Origin of the sequence: Pseudovibrio sp. WM33, from assembly GCF_001623165.1 — a bacterium.
Taxonomy (GTDB): Bacteria; Pseudomonadota; Alphaproteobacteria; order Rhizobiales; family Stappiaceae; genus Pseudovibrio.
The window spans coordinates 1-22,166 of record NZ_LMCK01000079.1; the positions used below are offsets into that span (position 1 = coordinate 1).

Here is a 22,166-nt window from a genome sequence, read left to right on the forward strand (position 1 = left end):
TAACTATAGGCGTGGACCACTTCAAAGGGGGAAGCTCACCACAGAGACCTTTGACATACGCAGATCTTGCAGTCGATCCTCCAAGTCTGTGAACGCTAAACTTAAGACTCATAGGGGAGCACCAATCACCGCCTTACTTGGTCCAATGCATATCTAGCAACTAGGTTAAAACAGCGTCATCCAAAGCACGCAGTACATAGAATGCATCTCATCAGTGAGTAGATGAGTGCTACGCTTCAACTTGGATGGCTACCTTTTCAGCAGCCAAAGCCTGTGGTTCAAAACACATTCTTTGATGAGCTCATTGATGCTTCATATTGCATTGAAGAGAGTGGCAACCGGCCAATCTATACGTTGCCACCCACACTGAGCTTAAATGAAACATAACAGCGCCAACACAAAAGCGAACCATCAGAAACAGTGTAGCCACGCGAACCATCCACTAGGTTAAAACAGCGTCATCCAATAACCATAGACATTTCGGCAGTCTTCCCCATAAGAACAATCAAACTCTTCGCATCTGTTGTTAAGGTAACCTCATAATTCTTTGCTATTTTGTCGCGCTCTTTCTCATAGGTATCCTGAAACCGCTCAACTTGCTTTTGGAGCGCGGTCACCTGAGCAATCTTCTTTTCAGCGGCATCATAACCTTTGTTAGCGGTATCTAAATGCTGGCGAAGTTTTTGATACTTTTCAACGCCAATGAGCTTTTTCTTGTCTCCACCGGCTTCAGCTTCCAAAGTTTTCATTCCCTTGGTGATTTGTTCCACCAAATTATGTGCCTTGATATAGTCGTCCTGCGCTTTCGCAAGAGATTTGAGGGCTTTCTGACCTGTTTCAATATCAGCGGAAATTTTCTTTAGCTTCGGTTCATCCTCGACGAGTTTCATGTAGGCCTTTTCGACAGCCGCTTTATCATTTGTCAACTTGCCGTATTTAGCGACATCTTTAGCCGGGAGCTTATGTTTCTTTTCCATTTCTTTCTGAAAAGCAGACACACCACTCAAGAACTCTTTGATATTCTTATATTTTTTGAGAGCCTTTGGCATTTATTCCTCCAACTGTTTTGCCATAACAGCACAAACGCAGCGAGAAACTACCTGATATCGACCCTGCGAAAAATTACGAGGTCTCACCTTGGTAAAAAAATCTTAGAGCAATTCGGAAAGATTGGCATAAACCCTGCCTGATAAAACGCTCACTTGAAACTGAAAACCGGGAACTCTCGTCCCCGGCTTCAAATTTCAAAAACTTACTGGTGCTTTAGATGACCCAGGTATTGTCCGAGCCAATATAGCCATCTTTAAGCAAGCGGTCGACGATCTCATCAGCCAGAGCCTCAACAGTGCGCCCTGCAGTTTTCAAATGCAGTTCCGGAGCCTCAGGGGCTTCATAAGCACTATCTATCCCGGTAAAGTTGGAAATCTCACCTTTCCGGGCCTTGGCATAAAGTCCCTTAGGGTCACGTGTTTCACACTCTTCCAGAGTTGTATCGACAAAGATTTCAAAGAACTCATCCGTATCCAGCAAATCACGAGCAAGCTGACGTTCAGCCTTAAATGGCGAGATAAAGGAAACCAGTGTGATCAACCCTGCGTCCACAAAGAGCCTGGATATCTCAGCAACTCGGCGGATGTTTTCAACGCGATCAGCATCGGTAAATCCAAGATCTTTATTCAGACCATGACGAACATTATCGCCATCAAGCAGATAGGTATGCCGTCCAAGGCTCAGTAGCTTCTGTTCCACCGCATTCGCGATGGTCGACTTCCCGGAACCTGAAAGCCCTGTAAACCAGAGAACGGCAGGCTTCTGTCCTTTAAGACCACCACGCGCTTTCTTGTTCACATCCAGGGCTTGACGATGGACGTTAGTTGCCCGTCGCAGTCCAAACCAGATCAGACCAGCAGCAACAGTCTCATTCGTCATTCTGTCGATAAGAATAAAGCTGCCAGTATCCCGGTTTGCTTCATACGGGTCGAACGCAATTGCTTCAGAAAGCGCCAAATTACAGAACGCGATTTCATTAAGAGCCAGCTGCTTTGCCGCATGATGATCAAACGTGTTCACATCTACCTTGTGTTTGATCTCAGTAACACTTGCCCCGATGGTTTTAGTACCACACTTCAAAAGGTATGGACGCCCCGGCAGCATTGCATTTTCAGACATCCAGATCAGATGAGCGGCAAACTGGTCACTTACATCAGGTCGTGAGTGCGCTGGCGCCAGAACATCGCCACGAGAAATATCGATCTCATCAGCCAATGTCAGAGTAACCGATTGACCATCATCAGCTCGCAGCTGATCACCATCCATGGTGACAATCTTTTCAACGCGACTGGTTTTGCCAGACTGGGCAACGACAACTTCATCACCGACATTGACAGAACCACCACGAACGGTACCACTATATCCGCGAAAATCCAGATTTGGACGGTTCACCCACTGAACTGGAAAACGGAACGCTGCTTCGCTGTGCTCTTCACCAAGTTCAACATTTTCAAGGTGTTCAAGCAAAGTCGGGCCAGTAAACCAACTGAGTTTCTCGCTATTGGTGGTTACATTGTCACCAAAACGCGCAGAAAGCGGAATGACTTCACTACTGTCGAAATCAAAACCAGATGAAAAGCTCTCAAAATCCGCCTTGATTTCTTCAAACCGCTTTTGATCATAGTCAACGAGATCAATCTTGTTGACCGCCAGAACCACATGACGCACGCCCAACAATGAGGCAATAAACGCATGGCGACGTGTCTGCGTTAGCAGTCCATTGCGCGCATCAACCAGCAAAATTGCAAGATCTGCCGTTGACGCCCCGGTCGCCATGTTCCGCGTATACTGTTCATGCCCAGGTGTATCAGCAACAATAAACTTCCGTTTTTCAGTCGAGAAAAAGCGGTAAGCAACATCAATTGTGATCCCCTGCTCCCGCTCAGCCTCAAGGCCATCCACGAGCAGTGCAAGATCAATTTCGTCTGCAACAGTTCCGTGCTTGCGGCTATCTTTCTCAAGCGCTGCCAGCTGATCCTCAAAAATCAGCTTGGTGTCATAGAGCAAGCGACCAATAAGCGTGGACTTTCCATCATCGACACTGCCGCAAGTCAAAAACCGCAGGAAACTTTTGGACTCTTGTGAGTTGATATAGGTGGACAGATCAAATGCTTCTGCCACTGGCGCGATCTTATTCATTTAAAAATACCCCTCACGCTTCTTCTTTTCCATTGAGCCGGAGCTGTCATGATCAATCAGGCGACCACTACGTTCAGAAGTCCGTGCAATGAGCATCTCACTCACAATATCTTCAAGAGTATCAGCTGTGGATTCCACAGCCCCTGTCAGCGGATAACATCCAAGAGTTCTGAAACGAACATCCCGTTGCTCAACTTTCTCGCCAGGCTCCAGACGAAAACGATCATCATCCAACATCAACAAAGTGCCATCCCGTTCAACCACAGGGCGCTTGGCAGAGAAGTAGAGAGGTACAATTTCGATACCTTCTGCCAGAATGTATTGCCAGATATCCAGCTCAGTCCAATTGGAGAGCGGGAATGCGCGAATGGACTCACCTTTAGCTATACGGCCGTTATAAAGTGACCACAGTTCCGGGCGCTGGTTCTTAGGATCCCAACCATGGCTCGCAGAACGGAACGAAAAAACGCGTTCTTTTGCGCGAGATTTTTCTTCATCACGCCGCGCTCCACCGAAGGCTGCATCAAACTTGTATTGCGTAAGTGCTTCTTTCAGCGCTTCCGTTTTCATGATGTGCGTATAATTGGAGCTGCCATGATCAAATGGATTGATGTTGTTTTTAACACCTTCTTCGTTCGTGTGAACGATCAGGTCCAGCCCATACTTATCTACCGTGTAGTCACGAAAGGTGATCATCTCCTGAAACTTCCACGTGGTATCCACGTGCAAAAGAGGAAATGGAGGCTTGGAAGGATAAAAGGCTTTAAGAGCAAGGTGCAGCATCACCGCGCTGTCTTTACCAATAGAGTAAAGCATCACAGGGTTATCAAACTCTGCTGCTACCTCGCGAATAATATGAATGCTCTCGTTTTCTAGTCGTCGCAAGTGCGACTGGCTATCAATGCCCATCACGGTCTCCAAAGGACGTGTCGTTAAGTCTTGGACCAGAGTTTAACGGTTGAGCATTGATGCGCCGAAGCTTACCAACCCGACCTTAAGCCATAATGGGAAATAATTTTTTCGTCCGCGACTGCTAAAAAGCACGGATTTGCGAAAGGCTTGCCCTGAGGCGTTTTGAGCTTGCCGTATGCAAGCGGCGCTCCACCCTCGACAATCACGGCTCCTCCAGCAGCACAAAGGATCGCCTGCCCGGCAGCAGTATCCCACTCCATCGTCGGCTCCATACGCGGATAAAAATCGGCTTTTCCTTCCGCTAAGCGGCAAAATTTCAAAGAAGACCCAGCAGCAACAATCGACGAATTCTCCAATTTCTCTAACAGAGCATTGGTCCGTTCACTGCGATGCGATCGGCTAGCAAGAACCCGCAGCTCTTCAGCAAAGGCAGAACAGCTCATTTCAACAGCCTTTCCCAACTCAAGCCCTTTGACTTCCGCTCGATAGGCACCTTGTCCAACATGTCCCCAAAACAGCTCACCGGTCACAGGGGCAAAGATAACGCCTTTGGTGGGCATTCCATTCTCAATTAAAGCGATATTGACTGTGAACTCGCCATTCCGGCTAATGAACTCTCGCGTACCATCTAGTGGGTCCACAAGAATAAAACGGGAACCGATTTCTGGCATAATTCCGGCAGCCATTGCCTCTTCGGCAATCACAGGCACATCTGGACAGAGAGTAGATAGGTGATTGAGGATAATTTCTTCAGCTTGCTGGTCTGCAATTGTGACCGGAGAACCGTCTCCTTTTGTCTCTGACTGAAAGCCTTCCTCATAAATCCCCAGAATTCGTTGTCCGGCTTCCAGCGCCGCAAGCTTAAAACCTTCAATCACAATTACACCCTTGATAGCTTTCTGTTCATCTTGGAGTAACTTTTAAAACAGCATGTTCTGGAGAAACAAGAGAGCTTCACAATTTCGCGATAATTGACTGCGAATGAACATCTCTAAAGAATGAGTAATTCAAATTTCGGGCAATCGAAGCATTATGTCCTAGGACAAATTCATTTGGTATCATTGATGAGCCTAATTCGCTGCAGATAAGTGCTAAGAAAATGATTGTTTCGATCTCCTTGACCTAAGGAATTCAAATATATGACACGTGCGATACGAAAAGCTGTTCTCCCGGTTGCTGGCCTGGGCACCCGCTTCCTTCCTGCAACAAAAGCCGTTCCAAAAGAAATGCTGACCATTCTGGATCGGCCTATCATCCAATACGTGGTTGATGAAGCTCGCGCTGCCGGGATTGAGCACATCGTATTTGTAACGGGCAGAAACAAGCAGGTGATCGAAGATCACTTCGATATTGCTTACGAGCTGGAAGAAACTCTGCGCCGCAGAAACAAAGACCATGCATTGGAACTTCTTGAAAAGATCCGCCCATCCGCAGGTACAACCAGTTTCACACGTCAACAGGAACCTCTCGGTCTTGGGCATGCAATCTGGTGCGCGCGCGACATCATCGGCAACGAACCTTTCGCTATTTTGCTGCCAGACATGCTGATGAAAGCACCAAAAGGTTGCCTCTCACAAATGGTAGAGGCCTATGAGAACCATGGTGGCAACATCATCTCAGTTGAGGAAGTGCCGTGGGACCAGACACACAAATACGGCATTGTCGAACGTGATGCTCCACGCACTGACGACACCTTCTCCATCACCGGCATGGTTGAAAAGCCAGCAGAAGGAACTGCGCCGTCGAACCTTTACATCAATGGCCGTTATATCCTGCAGCCAGAGATTTTTGGGCTTCTCGAAAAACAAAGCACCGGTGCTGGTGGTGAGATTCAGCTCACCGATGCCATGCTCACATTGATGGGCCAGCAAGACTTCCACGGCGTCGAATTTCGTGGAGAAACCTACGACTGTGGTTCTCGCTCAGGGTTCTTGTCGGCAAATGTCGCTTATGCATTGGATGATTCGGAGCTGGCTGCACAGCTGCGCCCAATGCTGGACAAGCTTCTTGTAAAAACCAGCTGAGCATCGGGAAACGTGAAATGGAAAAAGTACTTGTAACAGGCACTGCCGGCTTTATCGGCAACGCTGTAGCCCTCCGTCTGTTACAAGATGGCTATCATGTCATCGGCCTGGATTGTGTCACAGACTACTATGATGTGACGCTGAAGGAAGAACGACTGAAACGCCTCACATCCTCTAACCATTTCACAGAAGAGCGGATCAGGCTTGAAGATGCCGAAGCTGTCATGCGCATCTTCAAGCAACATGCCCCATCAAAGGTCATTCACCTCGCCGCTCAGGCAGGCGTGCGCTATTCGCTTGAAAGCCCGCAATCTTATGTCGATGCAAACCTCACTGGCTTCTTATCCATCTTGGAAGGCGTTCGCGCTCATGGTGTAAAGCATCTGGTCTACGCGTCCACCAGTTCTGTCTATGGGCTGGATGAAACGATGCCGCTATCAACACATCGCGGCGGAAATCATCCGGTTTCATTTTATGCAGCCACCAAAAAAGCCAATGAGGCAATGGCCCATTCCTATGCCCACCTCTTTGACATCCCTTGCACAGGCCTGCGGTTCTTTACCGTTTACGGCCCTTGGGGGCGCCCGGACATGGCTCTGTTCAAATTTACCAAAGCAATCTTGGAGGGTAAACCCGTTCCGCTGTTTAACCACGGCAACATGATCCGCGACTTTACATACGTGGATGATATTGTGGAAGGCATTGTGCGGGTTGCAGATCTCCCCCCAAAACGCACGGATGATTGGGACGGGAAAGCAGCTGATCCGGCAACATCAAGCGCGCCTTATCAGGTCTTCAACATCGGCAACAGCGATCCAGTACAGTTAATGGATTACCTTGCCGCTATCGAAGACGCGCTGGGCATGACTGCAAAGAAAGAATTCCTGCCATTCCAACCAGGGGACGTTGCAGCTACCTTTGCTGATGTGACGGATCTGATTGAAACAACCGGCTTCAAACCACAAACCTCTGTAAAGGCAGGGGTTGCAAACTTCGTCAAATGGTACCGGGATTACTACAATGTGTAGGACATCCCAAGGTGCCATTTTATGGAAGAAATCGTCTCAGTTGTCGGGCTTGGTTATGTAGGCTTACCCGTTGCTTGTGCGCTGGCGCATGCAGGTATCAGAACCATTGGTTACGATATAGATCGTCATCGTGTTCAAGAACTTCTCGAGGGAAATGATAGAACTGCATCTGTCAGCAAGACGGCTCTCTCTTCGAAACACCTGACGCTCACGTACTCCGCGCCTGATATCAGACAGGCGCGGATCCACATCGTTGCAGTCCCCACTCCAATAAACATCTCCAAACGCCCTGATCTCGGCCCAATCAAAAAAGCCTCCAAAATCGTTGGGGCATTCATGAAGCCCAACGACATCGTAGTGTTCGAATCTACAGTTTATCCCGGCGCCACCGAAGAGATCGCGATCCCCCTTTTGCAACGAGAGTCCGGCCTGCGATTTCAGAAGGATTTCCAGATTGGATACTCACCCGAGCGGATCAATCCCGGCGACAAAAAACACACACTTTCCAACCTGCTCAAAATCGTTTCAGCTAGTTCAGAGGATGCACTTGAAACACTGGCGGAGCTTTACGGAAAGATCGTCAAAGCTGGTGTTTACAAAGCCTCATCCATCAAAGTCGCAGAGGCTGCAAAGGTCATTGAGAATACACAGCGTGATTTGAACATAGCTCTTATGAATGAGCTCTCCATGCTATTCCATGCCATGGATATCGATACACGCGATGTTCTGGAAGGCGCTTCAACCAAATGGAACTTCCTGCCATTTCATCCCGGTTTGGTCGGCGGACACTGCATCGGCGTTGACCCTTACTACCTGACAGATAAAGCACATCAGCTTGGCTTCTCCCCTCAGGTCATCCTTGCAGGACGAGGCACCAATGAAAGTATGAGCAGGTTTATCGCAACAGAGGTTATTCAAGGCTGCGTAAAGCTTGCACGCCCCATGCCACCTCGTATTGCCATATTGGGCATCACATACAAGGCAGATGTGCCTGATACTCGAAACTCCAAAGTAATCGACCTGATCCGAGAATTGGAGCGCTTCGGAGCCCACATCTTCGCTGTTGATCCTTTAGCCGATCCGGAACACACGAAGGAGCACTTTGGCGTTGAGCTCTACCAGGAAACTCCGCCAGGTGACTGTGATGCGGTTATTCTGGCAGTCCCCCATCATGCTTTCTTCGAAAACGAAGAACCTTGGCATGTGATGGAACGGTACTTAAGTGCAGAAAAAGTCTTTGTGGCTGATCTTCACGGTCTTTTGGAAAGGGAGAAAACCCCAGAACATGTGCTTCTATGGCGCCTATAGAAAAGGCTTGGGCATTCTAACACCCAAGCCTTCGTAGTTTCATGTTCGCTGAAGCTTATGACCAAACATAAGGCTCAATATCGCCACGTGCCCAGTCTTCTTTGGTCTGCTGGCGGAATTCCTCAAATCGGCCTTCATCAATTGCATCACGGATGCCTTGCATCAGATACTGGTAGTAAGCAAGGTTATTCCAGGTCAACAGCATTGCCGCCAGACCTTCATTCACGCGCACCAGATGATGCAGATAAGCGCGGGAGTATTTGGAGGTTGCTTCACAATTGGATTGCTCATCCAATGGGCGTGGGTCTTCAGAATGACGGGCATTCTTCAGATTCACCTTACCAAAACGCGTGTAAGCCAGGCCATGGCGGCCAGCACGGGTTGGCATCACGCAGTCAAACTGATCAATACCACGCGCGACACTTTCCAGAATATCTTCTGGTGTACCAACACCCATCAGGTATCGTGGCTTATCCTTTGGCATCGCTGGAGTTGTAATTTCCAACATCTTCAGCATAACGGCTTGAGGCTCCCCCACGGCCAGACCACCAACGGAATAACCTTCCATCGGAAGCTCACCGAGACGCTGAGCAGATTCAACCCGCAGATCCGGCACATCACCGCCCTGAACGATACCGTAAAGACCTTGCCCCTTTTCTGGTCCACCCATTTTCTCAAACTGAGCACGGGAACGTTCAGCCCAACGCAGAGACAATTGCATCGCACGTTCAACTTCGGCTCTCTCAGCAGGAAGCGCAATACACTCATCAAGCTGCATCTGGATATCAGAACCAAGCAGGCCCTGAATTTCAACAGAACGCTCCGGGCTCATGAAGTGCTTAGACCCATCATGGTGAGACGAGAAGGTCACCCCCTCTTCAGTCATCTTGCGAAGACCAGAAAGAGACATCACCTGAAACCCACCGGAGTCCGTCAAAATGGTATGATCCCAGCCCATGAACTTGTGCAGGCCGCCAAGCTTGGCAATCCGTTCAGCAGTTGGACGCAACATCAGGTGGTACGTATTACCAAGAACAACATCCGCACCCAGATCACGCACCTGCTGCGGATACATAGCCTTAACAGTCGCCTGAGTACCAACTGGCATAAATGCAGGCGTACGAACCTTACCATGCGGTGTTGTGATTTCACCGCGGCGCGCCATGTCATCTGTTTTCAGCAGCTTAAAGGAAAACGGTTTGGTGTCCTGCTGTGTTTCACGAGATGTTTCGGTCATTTTGAAGCCTTCTTGAACAGCAGCGAGCTGTCTCCATAACTGTAAAAACGGTAGCCAGTGCTGATCGCATGCTCATAAGCAGCGCGCATTTCGTCCATGCCACTCAATGCGCTCACAAGCATGAACAGCGTAGAGCGCGGCAAATGGAAGTTGGTCATCAGCGCATCAATGGCTTTGAACTGATAGCCTGGCGTAATAAAAATGTCGGTGCTCTGAGAAATCGGGTTGATCACGCCATCCTCAGATACTGAACTTTCCAGAATGCGCAGCGAAGTTGTGCCAACAGAAACAATCTTGTTGCCACGAGCATGTACAGCATTGAGCGCTGCAGCTGTTTCACTACTGATCTCGCCATACTCGAAATGCATCTTATGGTCTTCAGTCTTGTCGGCTTTGACTGGCAAAAACGTTCCAGCGCCCACATGAAGCGTCACAAAGTGCTTCTCAATACCGCGCTGTTCAAGCGCAGCAAACAGCTGATCTGTAAAATGCAAGCCAGCAGTGGGTGCAGCAACGGCACCCTCATACTTTGCGTAGATGGTTTGATAATCTTTGCGGTCTTGATCGTCTTCAGCACGCTTGGCTGCAATGTAAGGCGGCAGTGGAATGTGGCCCACCTGCTCAATCGCAGCATCCAGCTCACCGGCAGAGTGGTCAAACTCGAACAGAATATCGCCAGCCTCGGACTTCTCAGTCACAACAGCAGAAAGCTCTGCGGTATCCTTGCTCTCCTCGTCAAAAGCAAAACGAACAGTATCGCCAACTTTCAGTTTTTTAGCAGGGCGAACAAATGCACGCCATTCCTTGGCACTGGCCCGCTGGTGCAATGTCACACCAACTTTTGCCGTCACGCCATCACGTGAGCGGAAGCCAAGCAGCTGTGCCGGAATAACTTTTGTATCATTAAAGACGAGTGCGTCACCCGGCTCTAAAAGATCAGGCAGAGACAGCACCTGATCATCTGTCAGCAGTTGCTCACCATCGGGGCGTACCACCAGCAATCGTGAACTATCACGCGGAACTGCCGGGCGGAGCGCAATGTTTTCCGGCGGCAGATCAAAATCAAAATCATCAACCAGCATAGGGTATCCAGCTTTACAAAACAGCAACTCAGCGCCGCACAGTATGTGGTCGCCATCTCCGTGCTGTCTTATTGGAATTATTGCCAAATCCGTTTGTTCTCTGCAGGCCTTGCTGTCACCTGTCCCGCAGTCAAACGATTGAAGCCAGAGGGAGATACCCCCTGACGCGATTTAGGTCAACCTGTTTAGAATAGCGCTGCGTCCATTTGCATGGCCCTAACAAAAAGGCCCGGCAAAATGCCGAGCCTTTTATAATTCACAGTGCGTTCGCTATTAAGCGTCTGCAGCAACCTTCAAAGATACGATCTTATCTGGGTTGGAAACTGGCTCACCACGTTTGATCTTGTCAACGTTGTCCATACCTTCAACAACCTGCCCCCAAGCGGTGTACTGGCCGTCGAGCCAGGAAGCATCGCCGAAGCAGATGAAGAACTGGCTGTCACCGGAGTTTGGATCCATAGAGCGAGCCATGGAGCAAGTGCCGCGAACGTGTTTCGCATCGTTGAATTCAGCTTTCAGTTTTTTGCCGGAGCCACCAGTACCTGTACCCTGTGGGCAGCCGGTCTGAGCCATGAAGCCGTCAATCACACGGTGGAACACGATGCCGTCGTAAAAGCCTTCACGTGCCAGCTCTTTAATTCGAGCAACGTGGTTAGGTGCCAGGTCAGGACGCAGTTCAATAACAACGTTACCCTGAGTGGTTTCCAGCAGCAGTGTGTTTTCTGGATCTTTGATATCAGCCACGGGACTGTCCTTTATCTTAGAATAAGTCTGAGTGCAGACATAGCCTCTACTTGGCGTCTGCCGCAACCTGCATTTTGATGATCTTATCAGGGTTACGAACAGGTTCGCCGCGTTTGATCTTGTCTACAGCGTCCATTCCGGAAACCACGTCACCAAATACGGTATATTGACCATCAAGCCAGGACCCATCATTGAACATGATAAAGAACTGAGAGTTCGCACTGTTCGGGCTGCGGGAACGCGCCATGCCAAGAGTACCGCGCTTGAACGGAGCCTTGGAGAACTCAGCTTTCAGGTCAGGCATTTCAGAACCACCCATGCCAGTGCCGGTTGGGTCACCAGTCTGCGCCATGAAGCCGTCAATCACACGATGGAATACGATGCCATCATAAAAACCTTCACGCGTAAGCTGTTTAATACGCCTCACATGCTCAGGAGCAAGATCAGGACGCAGCGCAATTTCAACGCGCCCGTCTTTCAGGTCCAGATAAATCGTGTTTTCAAGATCTTTGGCGCTGGCGGTAAAAGGCATCATAAATGCGCCCAGAACCATCGCACATGCTGTCAGGATACGTAGCAAGATTTCTGTCCTTGTCTTAGTCAAGGCGTACCTCCCAAACTCCCAATTGGCTTTCGAAAAGAGGTACGCATACAAAACAAAATTTAGCGGGTGTTACGTGATTGCACATAAACGCGACGCGCTAAAAAAGTCTAACCCTATCAAATAGGCAGTCTTTTCTGTTGCGTTGTTTTTAAGCAATCTCAAAGCGCTTTTTGAGCGCAGCCTCAACACACTTGGGGACAAACGAACTGTAATCTCCCCCCATCTTTGCAATCTGGCGCACCAGTGTAGCCGTAATGGGGCGCATCACAGGTGAGCTTGGAAAAAATACGGTCTTGATGTCAGGAGCCATCGCCCCGTTCATTCCAGCCATTTGCATTTCATAGTTGAGATCGGTTGAATCTCTAAGTCCGCGCACCAGAATGTTGGAGCCATGCTCCCGCGCGGCGTCCACGACAAGCCCCGTAAAGGAGACAGTGCGAATACGAACAGCATTCTCTGCTCCAAACTGCTCCTCACAAGCAAGGCGGATCAACTCTACGCGTTCTTCAAAGGAAAACAACGGGGCCTTGGAAGCCTGAATACCGATGGCTACAATCACCTCATCAGCCAAAACCAATGATTGCTCCAGAATATCCAGATGGCCGTGTGTCATAGGATCAAAAGACCCCGGATAAAGTGCAATGCGCTTCATATAATCTCTCGCGTCACAAATACCTCTCCCCATAAGCATCATAAATGACACCTACCTCTCGGGCGTTGGCGCGATTGAACCCATTTTCCCCATGCGTTTCAAGCTATTTCTGACAATGAGACCATAGCATTTAGGGCTGCTCCTGCAGAATTTGGCCTATAGTTGAGACAAACTGCAGTGCCCTACTCACGGATCAAAGGACCAGAAACAAAAAAGGCGGAGCACATGCCCCGCCTTTTTCTAAAATCTACAGCACTTACTCAGCGCTTGGCGTTTCACCGCCATCACCCTCAGGTGCCGAAGCTTCGCCAGTCTCAGCACCAGCCTCAACGACGTCGTCAGCTTCAGCATTCTCGTCATCGTCAGCTTCGCTAATGCGTTCCACCGCAACAACTTGCTCTTCGGCAGAGGTATTGAACACGGTCACACCCTGTGTCGAGCGACCAGCAATGCGGATGCCATTAACTGGACAACGGATCAACTGACCACCATCGGTCACCAGCATAATCTCGTCGCTGTCCTCACTACGGAAAGACGCAACCAGGCGGCCGTTACGATCATTCACCGTCATCGCCGCGATACCCTTACCACCACGACCGGTAGTGCGGTATTCGTACGAGCTTGTACGCTTGCCATAACCCTTTTCAGAAACAGTAAGAATGACTTCTTCACTCTCGTCCATCTCTTTAAAGCGTTCTTCGGAGATGCCCGAATCCTCGAACGACGGCACAGTACCTTCCGCTTCTTCACCGCGCATAGCACGGGAACGCTTCAGATAAGCCGTACGTTCTTCTGAATCGCACTCGAAGTGACCAAGGATCGTCATGGAGATGACGTGATCGCTCTCAGCAAGGTTGATCCCACGAACACCAACAGAGTTACGGCCAGAGAACACACGAACATCCGTTGCCGGGAAGCGAATACACATACCCGACGAGGTCGTCAGCAGAACATCATCGTCTTCGGTTGAAGTCATAACGTTGACGATGCCATCACCCTCGTCCAACTTCATGGCGATCTTGCCGTTCTTGTTGATCTGAGCGAAATCGGAGAGCTTGTTCCGACGGATCGTACCGCGCTTGGTCGCGAACATAACATCCAGCTCAGCCCAAGTTTCCTCGTTCTCAGGAAGCGGCAAAATGGATGTGATGCGTTCACCCTGCTCCAGAGGAAGCATATTGACCAGCGCATTACCACGCGCCTGAGGACTAGCCAGAGGTAAGCGCCAGACCTTCATCTTGTATGCGATACCGCGAGAAGAGAAGAACAGAACCGGCGTATGCGTATTTGCAACGAACAGGCGGGTTACAAAATCTTCGTCCTTCGTCCGCATGCCAGAACGACCCTTGCCGCCACGACGCTGTGCACGATAGGTATCCAAAGGAACGCGCTTGATGTAGCCGGTATGAGACACGGTCACGACCATATCTTCACGCTGGATCAGATCTTCATCATCCAGATCTCCGCCGCCATCGGTAATTTCAGTCCGGCGTGGTGTCGCAAACTCATAACGCACTTCTTCAAGTTCGGTACGAACGATCTGAAGAATACGCTCACGGCTACGCAGAATATCAAGATAATCCTTGATCTCCGTCGCCAGCTTGTCGAGTTCATCGCCAATTTCATCGCGGCCCAGAGCAGTCAAACGCTGCAAGCGCAGGTCCAGAATGGCGCGAGCCTGATCTTCAGAAAGCTTGAACGTGCCATCTTCCTGAATAGCGTAGCGCGGATCATCAATCAGCTGGATAAGCGGCTCAATGTCTTTCGCTGGCCAGTTACGCTCCATCAGCTGACGACGCGCAGTCGCAGGATCCGGTGCTGTGCGGATAAGATGAATAACATCATCAATGTTGGCAGTCGCAACAGCCAAACCTACGAGAACATGAGCCCGATCACGCGCTTTATTCAGAAGGAAACGGGTCCGGCGACCAATAACCTCTTCACGGAAAGCAATGAATGCTTTCAGCATATCCTGCAGAGCAAGCTGCTCAGGACGGCCACCATTCAAGGCAACCACGTTACAGCCAAAGCTCTGTTGAAGCTGAGAGTAACGATAGAGTTGGTTCAGGATAACATCAGGAACAGCATCACGCTTCAGCTCAATAACAACGCGCATGCCCCGGCGATCAGATTCGTCGCGAATGTCAGAGATGCCCTCAATCCGCTTTTCACGAACAAGCTCTGCGATCTTTTCGATCATCGAGGATTTGTTCACCTGATAAGGGATTTCGGTGACAATCAAAGCCATACGGCCTGAGCGGATTTCTTCAGTCTCAACCCGGCTGCGCATAAGAACGGAACCACGTCCGGTCTCATAGGCTGATTTGATGCCAGCACGGCCAAGAATAATACCACCGGTTGGGAAATCTGGCCCCGGAATGATCTCCATCAACTCCGGCAGAGTGATTTCGGGGCGCTCGATCATTGCGATCGTGCCATCAATCACTTCACCCATGTTATGTGGTGGAATATTGGTCGCCATACCAACAGCGATACCACCAGCACCGTTTACCAAAAGGTTCGGGTAGCGTGCTGGGAGAACTTCAGGTTCCGTCTCGGAGCCATCGTAGTTCTCATTGAAGTTCACGGTATCTTTGTCGATATCGGAAAGCTGTGTCTGAGCAACTTTTTCGAGGCGACACTCTGTGTAACGCATCGCTGCAGCACGGTCACCATCAACCGAGCCAAAGTTGCCCTGCCCATTAATGAGTGGCAGGCGCATGGAAAAATTCTGCGCCATACGAACAAGAGCATCATAAATCGCACTATCACCATGTGGGTGATATTTACCCATAACGTCACCAACGACGCGGGCGGATTTACGATAGGGCTTGTTCCACTCATATCCGTTTTCATGCATAGAATACAGAATACGGCGGTGAACCGGCTTCAAACCATCACGAACATCGGGAAGCGCACGGCTCACAATCACGCTCATTGCGTAATCGAGATAGCTGCGCTTCATTTCATCTGTGATAGAGACGGGCCGAATGTCGCTGGGTAGGCCACCTGGTGGTGTACTTAAGTCCTGATCTGCCAAGGATTATTCTCATCAATTTTAAGTCAGAATTCTTAGCCTTTATAGCCGATTCAAACCGCAGAACCAAACGCCATAAGCCCTGAAAAGACACCTAATAACAACTACCTTACCCCACGACCTTATTGGCAGCAGGTTACTAGGCCTTGCTACACAGTTTCGTTGCTCAAAAGCATCGCTCTTCCTCATAAAAATACTAAGCTATACGCAGGCGGTGCAAAATCCTATCAAACTCTTGCCAAATACAACATTGTCTGGTAGCGCCCTCTCAAGAACCGCAGAAATGCGGGTAAAAGCGCCCAAAGATGGGCTAAACCACATACAAGGTAAAGCGCAATGCTCATTGAGTTCCTCATCAATGCATTTGCCATGCTGTTTGTCACCATCGACCCGATTGGTCTGGCACCAATTTTTCTGGCCGTAACCGCCGGGGCAAGCAGTGTTGAGCGCCGTCAGATCGCGATTAAAGCCATAGTCATTTCTGGCATCACGCTCCTGGCATTTTTCTTTGCCGGACGCCAGCTTCTGGAAGTTCTCGGCATCTCTCAAGCTGCCTTTAAGGTTGCAGGCGGTCTTCTGCTCTTCATCATTGCAACTGAGATGGTGTTCGAGCATCGCCAGAAGCGTAAAGCTGAAAGTGCGGAAAAGGTTGTCGAACAGGAAGACCTGTCCCAGACAGCAGTGTTCCCGCTGGCTATTCCGCTCATTGCAGGTCCGGCAACTATCTCTGCAATCATCCTGCTCGCCGGTCAGGCACCGGGCTTCGCTGGCCAGATGAGCCTGATCGCAGTCCTTCTGTCTGTGCTCGCACTCAGCTTCTTCGTGTTTCTGCTGGCAGCGCGCATCGATAAACTGCTCGGCTCAACAGTTCAGCTCATCATCACCCGTCTTTTTGGTGTGATCCTCGCAGCACTGTCCGTTCAGTTCGTTGCAGATGGCATCTTCTCGTTAATCGAGATGCATTCATAATTCAGGCGAGCGCCCATACCTCTTGTGGGCGCTCTTCTCCCCAAATGAGTTAAAGCTTGCAGTCCCAAATCCCCTTCGTAAAGTCACCCTTGTATTTTACGGAGGATTCGAATGGCTGCCCACGGCTCAAAAAAAGTGATTTTCGCCGCCCTTGCTGGCAACACACTCATTTCAATCACCAAATTTGCTGCCGCAGCCTATACCGGGTCTGCCGCAATGCTGTCCGAAGGCATTCACTCGCTCGTTGACACAGGAAACCAGGGCCTGCTGCTGCTTGGCATGAAGCGCGCTGAAAAACCTGCAGATGAAAAACACCCGTTCGGATACGGCTCAGAAATTTACTTCTGGGCATTTGTCGTCGCCATCATGATTTTCGCCGTTGGTGCAGGCATTTCGCTCTACGAAGGCATTCAGAAAATTCTCAATCCTCACCCGATTGAATCTGCCCTGATCGCTTACATCGTCCTTGGACTCGCAATCATTTTTGAAGGCTGGGCCTGGATGGTCGCCTACAAAGAGTTCAAAAAAACCAAAGGCAAACGCCCTTTCCTTGCCGCTGTGCGCGACAGCAAAGACCCAACAGTTTTCACAGTGCTTTTCGAAGATACAGCCGCAATGCTTGGCCTGCTTGTAGCCCTTGTCGGTATCTACGGCGCTCAAGCTTTGGGCATTGCATGGCTGGACGGAGCAGCCTCTGTCGTAATTGGCCTCATCCTCGCAGGCACAGCATTTGTACTGGCATTGGAAACCAAAGGCCTCCTCATCGGCGAAAGCGCTTCTGACGAACTTGTTGCCTCCGTACGAGAAATTCTACAGGCACCAGCAGCCGTCAAAGGCGTGAATGAAATCCGCACCCTGCACTTGGGCCCAAATGACGTCCTTCTCGCAGCCTCGCTGGATTTCGAAGACGCTCTGACAGCAGGCGCAGTTGAAGAAGTCATCTTCTCACTGGAAGACACGATCAAACGGGCACAACCATTGATCGGACGCGTATTCCTTGAAGTTCAGGCTGCACGCGATCATCGGATTCTTGAGGGCGAGTAGTTTATCCGCCTAGTGACTTACAAATTAGACCCTTAAGAAGCTTACATACTAAGAATTTTGGAGCAGACAATGACCATACTTGTAACAGGCGGCTGCGGATATATTGGAAGCCACATGACGTGGTGTCTTCACGACGCAGGAGAGGATTTTGTCGTCATAGACAATCTGTCCACGGGCTTCGATTGGGCCATCCCGCAGAGCACCAAGCTTTACGAAGGCGAAATCACAGACCTTGATCTGCTCCAGACAATCTTCCGCAACCACGACATCTCTGCGGTCATTCACTTCGCGGGCTCAATTATCGTCCCAGAATCCGTCTCTAACCCACTGAAATATTATGAGAATAACACAGCAGCTTCACGCACATTAATTGAAGCCTGTGTGAAGAATGGCATCAAGCATTTCATCTTCTCATCAACCGCAGCAGTTTATGGTGATCCAGAAGTTATTCCAGTTTCTGAAGACACCCCCCTAACCCCCTTAAGCCCTTACGGTACCTCAAAGTTGATGACAGAACTTATGCTGCGCGACACGGCCGCCGCCCACGAGTTCAAATACACGGCTCTACGCTATTTTAATGTGGCAGGCGCTGATCCGGAAGGTCGCACTGGCCAGTCCACCAAGAATGCGACACATCTGATCAAAGTGGCCTGCGAAGCTGCCCTCGGTAAGCGTACCCATCTCGGCATTTTTGGCGATGATTTCGACACACCAGATGGGACTGGAGTGCGCGATTACATCCACGTTTCCGACCTCGCCAGCGCGCATTACCTTGCCCTAAAACGCCTGCGCGATGGAGGGGATAGCACCATCATGAATGCAGGCTACGGTGACGGCTACTCAGTCCTTCAGGTCATCGACGCTGTAAAAGCCGTATCAGATGTTGATTTTGAGGTGAAAAAAGAACCGCGCCGTGCTGGCGACTCTCCAAAAGTTGTCGCAGACAACTCCAGAATCATGAGCAATCTGGAATGGAAGCCTCGCTTTGATGACTTGCCAACAATCGTAAAGCACGCGCTGGATTGGGAGAAAAAGCTCCAATTCAAAAACAGCCTTTAAACGTCATTGTGCCGGCTAAACTCCTCAGTCGGCACACTTTCCTGCGAACCATTCGACACTTCAACTATGGGATACGAATAACGCGATCTCCGGGCTGTATGCCCAATTCAGCCGCGCGCCCAGCCACCACCTCTAAAACATATTGAGCAGGCAAACCGGAAGGAACAATCTCTTCCGAGTATGGCACTGTGTTTGCAGCAATACTTTTCACTTTATAATCAGCTCCGATGAAGATGATATCAAGCGAAGTCGGCGTATTTTTCATCCAGAAATATTGAAGACCCGACTGCGGGAAAATGAACAGCATCCCTTGATCAGCCGTCAGATCCGTTCGGCCCATCAAGCCTTGAGCCCTGTCATCAGGCGTTTCAGCGACTTCAACCTGAAACTCATGCGTTCCATTGGCACTACGCACTTCAAACATTTCAGTTCTCATACCTGCAGCAACCGCTGATGTCATACCCAGCACAACAAAAATGAATGCAATTCGAAGAACCGTCATATAGCCTTAAACCTCGTTTTCTTTAGCATTGAGCCAAAGAAAAACCCTTGGCAAGTCGCCAAGGGCTTAAAATCAGCAAATCTCAGGAATGTGATCAGAAAATCGTCAGACTCTCGTCAGTGGGATGCCGGAATGTGAGTACCACTCCCAACAGGCCGAACTTCCGCAGCCATCTTGCCTTTCGGCCCGTCACCAAAGCGCACCTGCACCTTTTGGCCAGGCCGCAACTCCGTAATGCCGAAACGACGCAATGTTTCCATATGAATGAAAATATCTTCCGTGCCTTCGCCACGCGTCAGGAAGCCAAAGCCCTTGACCCGGTTAAACCACTTTACTTCCGCGTCGATAAAACTACCCTCTGGTGTCACCTGCACGTGCGTCCGAGAAGGTGGCAGCTGAGAAGGATGAACCGCATAACTCTCATCCATGGAAAGAATGCGCATCGCCTGCAATCCGCGCGGACGATTAAGCACCTCGCAAACAACACGCGCGCCTTCATACGCCGTCTGATAGCCGTCCCTGCGCAAGCATGTAACATGCAACAAGACGTCAGGCAGATCGTCTTCCGGCTCTACAAAACCATAGCCTTTGCCAATATCAAACCACTTGATTGTTCCTGCCACTTGAAGAACATCTAAGGCTGTATCGTCAACCAGGTCCTCGACAGAGCCTAACTGAGGCGCCGTTTTTACCACCATGATGAATGCCCCGAAATTTGCCGCATCTGAAATGTAACGCTCGATCAAAACCGAACACCACTTGATTCCACAAAAAGAATATCATTACGCCCGACGGCAAAAAGGTAAAAAATTAACAAAGAGCTAAATGATCCCCCATTGATTTGGTTAGTGTTGTCCTATCAACACCATTTACCTGAAGTTTGGAGGGGGTATAGCTAACACTACTGAAGATTTTATCCCATGAATCCCCGCGTTACTTTCAAAGTCTCCGCTCGTCATCAGATACACACTATTGCGGAGCATACCTTGCATATTCAGAATTCAGAAATACTAGGCACCCTTCCCTCCTAGCTTTTTTCGCGCTAGCTTCTGCCAACTTCAACCTCTGCTGGTTCCCACTTCACAGAGCCAATCCCATAAAAGAAAGAGTTCGACATGCGTTATCTACACACCATGGTCCGCGTTAAAGATCTTGATGAATCCCTGAAGTTTTATTGCAGCATCTTTGGGCTGGAAGAAGTTCGCCGTCACGAAAGCGAAGCTGGCCGCTTCACGCTTGTCTTCCTGGCTGCGCCTGAAGACAAAGAAAGCTTCAGCGCATCTTCCGCACCAGCACTCGAGCTAACATACAACTGGGATCCGGAAGAGTACGCCGGAGGTCGCAACTTCGGCCACCTCGCCTATGAAGTCGACAATATCTATGAGACCTGCGAAAAGCTTCAAGCCTCTGGGATCACAATCAACCGACCACCACGCGACGGCCGTATGGCATTCATTGTTTCTCCAGATGGAATTTCCATTGAGCTTTTGCAAAAAGGTGGAAGCCTTGAACCAGCTGAGCCATGGCTCTCCATGGGCAACACCGGAAGCTGGTAATTCCAGCACAAACATCTCAGCGTCTCAATTTCGATTGAGGCGCTGAAATCTAACAATAATTAAGAAAAGAATAGACCAAATCCGTATTTGTGGATTGTTTGAATTATAAAATTTTAAGCACTAGACAATATCCTACTGAAAACTTATAAGCCTCCTCACAGCGCGCCACATTGCGCAAATGCTGTAGAGTGCGCCCATCGTCTAGCGGTTAGGACGCCGCCCTTTCACGGCGGAAACAGGGGTTCGATTCCCCTTGGGCGTACCAATTCTCTCCTTCAATTTATTTAATTTGCTAGCATTGCATCTTCATGCGCTGTTTCTCTATTATTTTGAGAGCAAGCATTGACGACACATCTCTGCAAACAAGCTCCCCAATCCCCATAGCCGCGACCAGTCCACTTAAGCCCAAGTAAAGTCGAAAGATAAGATTTTTACCCGCATCATCTTCTGAGCAAGACCTCGCACCGGAACACAAAAAAGCCCGGCAGTGAACCTGCGCTCACTCCGGGCCATCTTGAATTGCATGCTTGGCTTAGAACGGAATTTCGTCGTCCATTCCGCCGCCGAAGCCGCCAGATGGTGCTTGACCACCTCCGCTGCCACCGCCGAAACCGCCGCCCTGATTGCTGGAGCCACCACCACCAAAACCACCGCCCTGGTCGTATCCGCCGCCGCCGCTGCCGCTGCCGCCGAAGCCACCGGACTGGCCACCCTGGCCGCCTGCACCACCGCCTTCGCCGCGACCATCAAGCATAGTCAGCGTAGAGTTGAAGCCCTGCAGAACGATCTCGGTGGAGTATTTATCCTGGCCGCTCTGGTCCTGCCATTTGCGAGTTTGCAACTGACCTTCGATGTAAACCTTGGAGCCTTTGCGCAGGAATTGCTCGGCAACCTTTGCAAGACCTTCATTAAACACAACAACACGGTGCCATTCGGTCCGCTCACGGCGCTCGCCGCTGTTACGGTCACGCCAGCTCTCCGAAGTAGCGATACGCAAGTTGACGATCGGACGACCGTCCTGCGTACGGCGAATTTCCGGATCTGCGCCCAAATTTCCAACCAAAATGACTTTATTGACGCTACCGGCCATTGAATTACTCCTAAGTCTGAACTCGCCCAAAGTTTAAGCGAGTTAAGTTGGCAAGTAACCTATGCTCCGCGCTCTACAATTCAAACAGACTTTCTCAAAGCCGCAGTGGTTGTCCACATTTCCTAGGCT

At 49.9% G+C, this 22,166-nt stretch carries 20 protein-coding genes and 1 tRNA gene; 8 read left to right on the forward strand and 13 right to left on the reverse strand.

Features of this window, described 5'->3' with window-relative positions; translation table 11 throughout:
• Window positions 1-458: 458 nt before the first annotated feature.
• The 4 genes from PsWM33_RS13400 to cysQ all read right to left on the reverse strand — a co-directional run bounded on the left by PsWM33_RS13400 (window position 459) and on the right by cysQ (window position 4,979).
• Entirely contained in the window at window positions 459-1,049 is a 591-nt protein-coding gene (locus PsWM33_RS13400; protein WP_063300578.1) for a hypothetical protein, read from the reverse strand.
• 214 nt (window positions 1,050-1,263) lie between these two features.
• Window positions 1,264-3,189 (reverse strand): sulfate adenylyltransferase subunit CysN, encoded by a 1,926-nt coding sequence (gene cysN, locus PsWM33_RS13405; protein WP_063300579.1) that lies wholly within the window; start codon window positions 3,187-3,189, stop codon window positions 1,264-1,266.
• On the reverse strand, window positions 3,190-4,098 hold the full coding sequence (cysD, locus tag PsWM33_RS13410) for a sulfate adenylyltransferase subunit CysD (RefSeq protein ID WP_057466276.1): 909 nt from the start codon (window positions 4,096-4,098) through the stop codon (window positions 3,190-3,192).
• A 71-nt stretch (window positions 4,099-4,169) separates the two neighbouring features.
• Entirely contained in the window at window positions 4,170-4,979 is an 810-nt protein-coding gene (gene cysQ, locus PsWM33_RS13415) for a 3'(2'),5'-bisphosphate nucleotidase CysQ (RefSeq protein WP_063300580.1), read from the reverse strand.
• A 261-nt stretch (window positions 4,980-5,240) separates the two neighbouring features.
• Here cysQ and galU point away from each other — a divergent pair, with 261 nt between their 5' ends.
• Genes galU through PsWM33_RS13430 form a run of 3 tightly spaced genes read left to right on the forward strand, consistent with a single transcriptional unit; the run spans window position 5,241 to window position 8,461 of the window.
• Entirely contained in the window at window positions 5,241-6,125 is an 885-nt protein-coding gene (galU, locus tag PsWM33_RS13420) for a UTP--glucose-1-phosphate uridylyltransferase GalU (RefSeq protein ID WP_063300581.1), read from the forward strand.
• A 17-nt stretch (window positions 6,126-6,142) separates the two neighbouring features.
• Window positions 6,143-7,153, forward strand: coding sequence for an NAD-dependent epimerase (locus tag PsWM33_RS13425; protein ID WP_063300582.1), 1,011 nt, complete (start codon window positions 6,143-6,145; stop codon window positions 7,151-7,153).
• Between the two features lie 21 nt (window positions 7,154-7,174).
• On the forward strand, window positions 7,175-8,461 hold the full coding sequence (locus PsWM33_RS13430) for a nucleotide sugar dehydrogenase (RefSeq protein ID WP_063300583.1): 1,287 nt from the start codon (window positions 7,175-7,177) through the stop codon (window positions 8,459-8,461).
• Between the two features lie 55 nt (window positions 8,462-8,516).
• Here PsWM33_RS13430 and tgt read toward each other — a convergent pair whose 3' ends face one another.
• From tgt to gyrA, 6 genes are all read right to left on the reverse strand, one after another.
• Window positions 8,517-9,698 (reverse strand): tRNA guanosine(34) transglycosylase Tgt, encoded by a 1,182-nt coding sequence (tgt, locus tag PsWM33_RS13435; protein WP_063300584.1) that lies wholly within the window; start codon window positions 9,696-9,698, stop codon window positions 8,517-8,519.
• Window positions 9,695-10,780 (reverse strand): tRNA preQ1(34) S-adenosylmethionine ribosyltransferase-isomerase QueA, encoded by a 1,086-nt coding sequence (queA, locus tag PsWM33_RS13440; RefSeq protein WP_063300585.1) that lies wholly within the window; start codon window positions 10,778-10,780, stop codon window positions 9,695-9,697. The genes tgt and queA overlap by 4 nt, the downstream gene beginning before the upstream one ends.
• 273 nt (window positions 10,781-11,053) lie before the next feature.
• Window positions 11,054-11,515, reverse strand: a complete 462-nt coding sequence (locus tag PsWM33_RS13445; protein WP_093521872.1) for a peptidylprolyl isomerase — start codon at window positions 11,513-11,515, stop codon at window positions 11,054-11,056.
• 55 nt (window positions 11,516-11,570) lie between these two features.
• Complete coding sequence (locus PsWM33_RS13450; protein WP_063300586.1) at window positions 11,571-12,077, reverse strand: peptidylprolyl isomerase; 507 nt, start codon at window positions 12,075-12,077, stop codon at window positions 11,571-11,573.
• A gap of 199 nt (window positions 12,078-12,276) precedes the next feature.
• A complete protein-coding gene (gene coaD / locus PsWM33_RS13455; protein WP_063300587.1) occupies window positions 12,277-12,780 on the reverse strand; it encodes a pantetheine-phosphate adenylyltransferase in 504 nt (167 codons plus the stop codon).
• Window positions 12,781-13,036: 256 nt separating this feature from the next.
• Window positions 13,037-15,820 carry a DNA gyrase subunit A gene (gene gyrA, locus PsWM33_RS13460; RefSeq protein ID WP_063300588.1) on the reverse strand — a complete coding sequence of 928 codons (2,784 nt, stop codon included), beginning with the start codon at window positions 15,818-15,820 and terminating at the stop codon, window positions 13,037-13,039.
• Between the two features lie 333 nt (window positions 15,821-16,153).
• Here gyrA and PsWM33_RS13465 point away from each other — a divergent pair, with 333 nt between their 5' ends.
• The 3 genes from PsWM33_RS13465 to galE all read left to right on the forward strand — a co-directional run bounded on the left by PsWM33_RS13465 (window position 16,154) and on the right by galE (window position 18,889).
• The gene (locus tag PsWM33_RS13465) at window positions 16,154-16,786 is read left to right on the forward strand and encodes a MarC family protein (protein ID WP_057466267.1); all 633 of its coding nucleotides are present in this window, start codon (window positions 16,154-16,156) and stop codon (window positions 16,784-16,786) included.
• Between the two features lie 111 nt (window positions 16,787-16,897).
• Window positions 16,898-17,830: a cation diffusion facilitator family transporter gene (locus tag PsWM33_RS13470; RefSeq protein WP_063300589.1), complete on the forward strand. Its 933-nt coding sequence runs from the start codon at window positions 16,898-16,900 to the stop codon at window positions 17,828-17,830.
• Between the two features lie 69 nt (window positions 17,831-17,899).
• Window positions 17,900-18,889 (forward strand): UDP-glucose 4-epimerase GalE, encoded by a 990-nt coding sequence (gene galE, locus PsWM33_RS13475; protein WP_082827001.1) that lies wholly within the window; start codon window positions 17,900-17,902, stop codon window positions 18,887-18,889.
• A gap of 64 nt (window positions 18,890-18,953) precedes the next feature.
• On the opposite strand, the gene PsWM33_RS13480 is transcribed toward galE, so the two are convergent.
• Window positions 18,954-19,391 carry a DUF192 domain-containing protein gene (locus tag PsWM33_RS13480; protein ID WP_063300591.1) on the reverse strand — a complete coding sequence of 146 codons (438 nt, stop codon included), beginning with the start codon at window positions 19,389-19,391 and terminating at the stop codon, window positions 18,954-18,956.
• A gap of 116 nt (window positions 19,392-19,507) precedes the next feature.
• A complete protein-coding gene (locus PsWM33_RS13485; protein ID WP_057466310.1) occupies window positions 19,508-20,089 on the reverse strand; it encodes a cold-shock protein in 582 nt (193 codons plus the stop codon).
• A gap of 417 nt (window positions 20,090-20,506) precedes the next feature.
• Between PsWM33_RS13485 and PsWM33_RS13490 the strand changes: the two genes are divergently transcribed.
• Both PsWM33_RS13490 and PsWM33_RS13495 read left to right on the forward strand, forming a co-directional pair.
• Window positions 20,507-20,947 (forward strand): VOC family protein, encoded by a 441-nt coding sequence (locus tag PsWM33_RS13490; RefSeq protein WP_057466264.1) that lies wholly within the window; start codon window positions 20,507-20,509, stop codon window positions 20,945-20,947.
• A gap of 190 nt (window positions 20,948-21,137) precedes the next feature.
• Window positions 21,138-21,212 (forward strand) — tRNA-Glu (locus tag PsWM33_RS13495).
• Between the two features lie 267 nt (window positions 21,213-21,479).
• On the opposite strand, the gene PsWM33_RS13500 is transcribed toward PsWM33_RS13495, so the two are convergent.
• On the reverse strand, window positions 21,480-22,037 hold the full coding sequence (locus PsWM33_RS13500) for a single-stranded DNA-binding protein (RefSeq protein WP_063300592.1): 558 nt from the start codon (window positions 22,035-22,037) through the stop codon (window positions 21,480-21,482).
• Window positions 22,038-22,166: the final 129 nt, after the last annotated feature.